This is a genomic window from Micromonospora matsumotoense (genome assembly GCF_900091525.1).
GTDB lineage: Bacteria > Actinomycetota > Actinomycetes > Mycobacteriales > Micromonosporaceae > Micromonospora > Micromonospora matsumotoensis.
Genome location: NZ_FMCU01000049.1, coordinates 1 through 5,252 on the forward strand (window position 1 = coordinate 1; position 5,252 = coordinate 5,252).

A 5,252-nucleotide genomic window follows, 5' to 3' on the forward strand; every position below is an offset into this window, starting at 1 on the left:
TCCTGCATCCACCGCAACCGATTCACCACACCCCCATGCGACACCACCACACCCTTCGGCCGACCCGTCGACCCCGACGTAAACAACACATACGCCGGGTGCGCCGCACCCACCACCCGCACCGGCACCGGCGAAGGAACAACCTCCTCCACCAACACCCGCGCCACCCCCAACGGCACCACCGACGCACAACCCACCGACGTCACCACCGCCACCGCCACCGCATCCGCCACCATCACCGCCACCCGCGCCTGCGGATACTCCGGATCAATCGGCAGATACGCACCACCCGCCTTCAACACCCCCAACAACGCCACCACCAAATCCACCCCACGCGGCAAACACACCCCCACCACCGACTCCGGCCCCACCCCCGACCCCACCAACACACCCGCCACCGCACCAGCCCGCGCATCCAACTCCCGATACGACACCGACACACCCTCAAACACCACCGCCACCGCATCCGGCGACACCGCCACCTGACGGGTGAACAACGACACCACCGTGTCGCCGGCCGGATACGACACCGCCGTGTCATTCCAACCGGACAACACCAGGGAACGCTCCCCCGCACCCAACACATCCACCACACCCACCCGCACACCCGGATCGGCAACCAGCGCAGACAACACCCGCACGAACCGCTCCGCCAGCACACCCACCGAACCCGAATCGAACAGCTCCGCGGCGGCGATCAGTTCGCCGCGTAGCCCCGCCGGTCGCCGGTCCGGGTCGAACTCCTCGGTGATGCCGAACTCCAGGTCGAACTTGGCGGTCGCAGCCTCCATCGCGGTCCGGATGGCGTCGACGTCGGTGAGGTCGAGTGCTGCGACGTCCTGGTTCTGCACGGTCAGCATCACCTGGAACAGCGGGTGCCGCGCCAGGGACCGCGTCAGCGCAAGCTCCTCCACGAGGCGCTCGAAGGGCACGTCCTGCCGTTCGTACGCCGCGAGGTTGGTCTCCCGTACCCGGCCCAGCAGCTCCACGAAGGTGGGGTCGCCGGCCACGTCGGTCCGTAGCACCAACGTGTTGACGAAGAACCCCACCAGGTCGTCGACCGCCTCGTCGGTGCGGCCGGCCACCGCCGTACCGATCGGAATGTCGACGCCGGCGCCCAGTCGCGACAGCAGCACCGCCAGCGCGGCCTGGACCACCATGGCCACCGTCACGCCCTCGGCGCGGGCCAGGGTGAGCATCGCGGCGTGCACCTCCGCCGGCACCGCCACCGAGACCGCGTGTCCCCGGTAGCTCGGGATCGCGGGGCGGGGCCGATCCGTCGGCAGCGCCAACTCCTCGGGAATGCCGGCCAGCGTGTCCCGCCAGAACCGGACCTGCCGGGACAGCACACTGTCCGGGTCCGTCTCCACGCCCAGCAACTCCCGCTGCCACAGCGCGAAGTCGGCGTACTGCACCGACAACGGTGACCAGTCCGGTGTCCGGCCCGCCGAACGCGCCGCGTAGGCCTGGGACAGATCCCGGGCCAACGGCGTCATCGACCACCCGTCGGCCGCCACGTGGTGGACCACCACCACCAGCACCGAGTCGTCGAACAACCAGGCCCGGATCGGCACCTCCGTCGACAGGTCGAACGGTTCGGCAACCGCAGCCGCCACCGCGCTGTCGAGGTCGTCGACCCCGACAATCGTCAACCGCCAGTCCAGCTCCTCGACCGGGACGATCCGCTGGTACGGCTCCCCGTCGGCGGTCGGGAACACGGTCCGCAGCGCTTCGTGCCGGCCGAGCACATCGCGCAACGCCGACTCCAACGCCGAGGAGTCCACTCCATCCAACCGCAGGACGAACGGCATGTGGTACGCCGCCGACGCGCCCTCCAGGTGGTTGACGAACCACAACCTATGTTGGGCAGCCGACAGGGGCACACGGTCCGGACGGTTCATGGCCACGACCGCCGGACGCATCGGGACCGCCGACATCCGGGCCGCCAACCGCGCCGGTGTGGGCGCCTCGAACAGCGTCCGCAGCGGCAGCTCCATTCCGAGCACCGCCCGGACCCGGCTGGCGAGCCGCACCGCCAACAGCGAGTGCCCGCCCAGGACGAAGAAGTCCTCGTGCACACCCACCGAGTCGTGGCCCAGCACCTCGGCGAACGCCGCGCAGAGCAACTCCTCGCGGGGGGTCAGCACGGCCCGGCCGACAGCGGGGCGCGCTGTCGGCGCCGGCAACGACGCGCGGTCCACCTTTCCGTTCGGCGTCAACGGCAGCGCGTCGAGTACCACCACTGCCGAGGGCACCATGTACTCAGGCAGTCGGCCGGCCACGAACCGGCGCACGTCCTCGGCGTCCAAGCCCGCGGTGGCCACCACGTACCCGACCAGACGCCGCTCCCCCGGGCTGTCCTCCCGGACAACCACCACGGCCTGCTCCACCGCCGGGTGCGCGACCACCGCGGCCCGCACCTCGCCCAGCTCGATCCGGAACCCGCGGATCTTCACCTGGTCGTCCACCCGACCGGCGAACACCAGCTCACCATCGACGGTCCACCGCACCAGGTCACCGGTGCGGTACATCCGCTCACCAGATCCGAAAGGGCAGGCGACGAAGCGTTCCGCGGTCAGCCCGGATCGTCCGACGTAGCCGCGGGCCAGCTGTCTGCCGGACACGTACAGCTCGCCGAGCACGCCGACCGGGACCGGCGCCAGGGCCGCGTCGAGGACGAACGCCCGGCTGTTCGGCAGCGGTCCACCGAACGGCACCGGGCCGTCGGCGCACTCCGGGTCGATCCGGCCGGCCGCCATGATGACGGTGGCCTCGGTCGGACCGTAGGCGTGCACCAGGTGCCGGTCCCGGGACCACCGGGCGGCCAGCCCCGGGTCGATGCCCTCGGAGCCCACCACCATCGCCTCGACGTTCGTGAACCGCTCCGGGTCGAGCACAGCCAGCAGCGACGGTACGACGCTCGCCGAGCGCACCCCACTGGCGGTGACCAGCCGGCGCAGCAACTCCGGTTCGGAGCGCTGCGCCGACGAGGCGATGACCAGGGTGCCACCGCATGCGAGGGTGACCGCCACGTCGAGCACGGAGGCGTCGAAGCTGAACGAGGCGAACTGCAGCACCGGGGTTCCGGGCCGCACCCGCAGCAGTGCCGCGAACACCGACACGAGGTTCGACAGGCCGCGGTGTGGCACGCACACACCCTTGGGTCGGCCCGTCGAGCCGGAGGTGTAGATGACGTACGCCGCCTGGGCGGGCGCCGGCGCGGCCGGCAAGCCGACGTCGGCGTGGTCCGGCATCGGGGCGTCGACGACGACCGGGGCGACCTCCGGCGGCAGCACGTTGGCGCAGCTCGACGTGGTGAGCACCACCTGCGGTCGGGCATCGGATACCAGGTAGGCGATGCGCTCGGCCGGATACTCCGGGTCGATCGGCAGGTACGCGCCACCGGCCCGCCACACCGCGATGATGGCCGCCACCATGTCGAGGCCCCGGGGAAGGCAGAGCCCGACCACCGACTCCGGCCCGACGCCGCGGGTCACGAGCAGCCGGGCGAGCCGGTTGGCCCGGGCGTTCAGGTCGGCGTACGACATCGCGACGCCCTCGTGGGTCGCGGCTGCGGCATCCGGCGTACGCATGACCTGTCGGCGGATCAGTTCCGGTACCGGGGCGCTGGTGAGGTCTGCGGCGGTGTCGTTCCACTCCACGAGCACCCGATGCCGTTCGTCCTCGTCGAGGACCTCGACCGCGCGCAGCGGCGGGTCGGTGTCGCGGTCGAGGGCCGTCCGAAGCCGGGTCACCAGGCCGTCGACGGTGGTGACGATCAGTCGGCCGAGGGCGTTGGCGTCGATCGGCTCGACCGCGTCGACGGAGACGCTGGCGTCGTCCCCGTCGTCGTCGATGGAGACGGTGAGCGGGTAGTTGTTGCGCTCGTGGGTGTAGATGACCTGGACGCCGTCGACGTCGTCGTCCGCGGGGCCGGCCGTGGCGGTGTTCCGGCGGTAGTTGAAGATGGACGTGAACAGCGGGGAGTCTGCGGGAACGCCGCTGACTCGCTGCGCCACGGCCAGCGGGGCGTGTTCGTGTTCGAGCTGCGCGGCGAGTTGGTCTCGCATGACCGCGACTGCGGCGCGCACGCCGATGTCACCGATCCGCACCCGGACCGGCAGGGTGTTGATGAACGGGCCGGGGACCCGGTCGGCGCCGGCGCCGGCGTTCATCCGACCGAACAGCACGGTACCGAACACGACGTCGTCGCGGCCGGAGATGGCGGCGAGCGCCCGCGCCCAGGCGACGTGCAGAACCGTCGCCGGGCTGACGCCGAGTCGGCGGGAGACCTCGCGCAGCCGGCCGGCCAGTCCGGGTGGGAACGGGGTCCGCCAGCGGGCTGGTCGTGCGTCACCGCGGACCTCCGGCACTCCGAACGGCACGGTCGGCTCGTCGATGTCGCCGAGCAGGGCGGCGAAGTACCGCTCGTGCTCCTCCTGTGGGACGCCGGCCCGGGCCTGGGCGACGAAGTCGCGGAACGGTGGCGCCGGCGGCAGTTCGTCGCCCCGGCCGGCGAACAGTGTCCGTACCTCGTCCAGGACGATGTCGAGGCCGGTGTGGTCCTGAACGAGGTGGTGGACCCTGAGCAGCACCAGCCAGCGGTCGTCGTCGGGGTGCCGGGCGATGAACAGGTCCATCAGCGGCGCCCGCTCCAGGTCCATCCGCGCCCCGCCGGCTCGGACCAGGTCGATGACCGGGTCGTCGGAGTCCGCGGAGAGGGTCACCGGCTCGATCCGTAGGGTGGCGCGTCGCTGGACGATCTGCAGCGGCTCCGGCAGGCCGTCCCAGAGGATCATCGTGCGGAAGATGTCGTGCCGCTCGACCAGCAGGTTCAGGGTGTCGACGAGGTGATCGACGAGCGCGCGGTCGGCCAGCTCGATGACGGTGGGCAGGACATAGGTGTCGTCACCGCCCGCGGCCATGAGGTGGTGGAAGAAGATTCCTTCCTGTAGGGGGGCGAGTGGGTAGACGTCGGCGATGTTGGCCGCGCCGCCGTCGACAGCGGCCACGATCCGGTCGACCTCGTCCTGGGTCAGCGACACCAGCGGCAGCATGTCCGGGGTGATCCGGGTGGCACCGACCGGAATCCGGTTCGCCGGCACCAGCGCCTGCCGGACACCCGTGGCAGCAGCCAGAGCAGCAGGCGTCGGAGTCTGGAAGAACGCCCGGACCGCAACCACGATCCCCCGCCGACGCAGCCACTCCACCAACCGCACCACCAACAACGAATGCCCACCCAGAGCGAAGAA

The 5,252-nt window shown here is 71.1% G+C and carries 1 protein-coding gene; it reads right to left on the reverse strand.

All coding sequences use genetic code 11. From position 1 onward, the window contains the following. On the reverse strand, positions 1–5,219 hold a 5,219-nt coding region (locus GA0070216_RS33470; protein WP_245722905.1), incomplete at its 3' end, for a non-ribosomal peptide synthetase. Between the last annotated feature and the right edge of the window lie 33 nt (positions 5,220–5,252).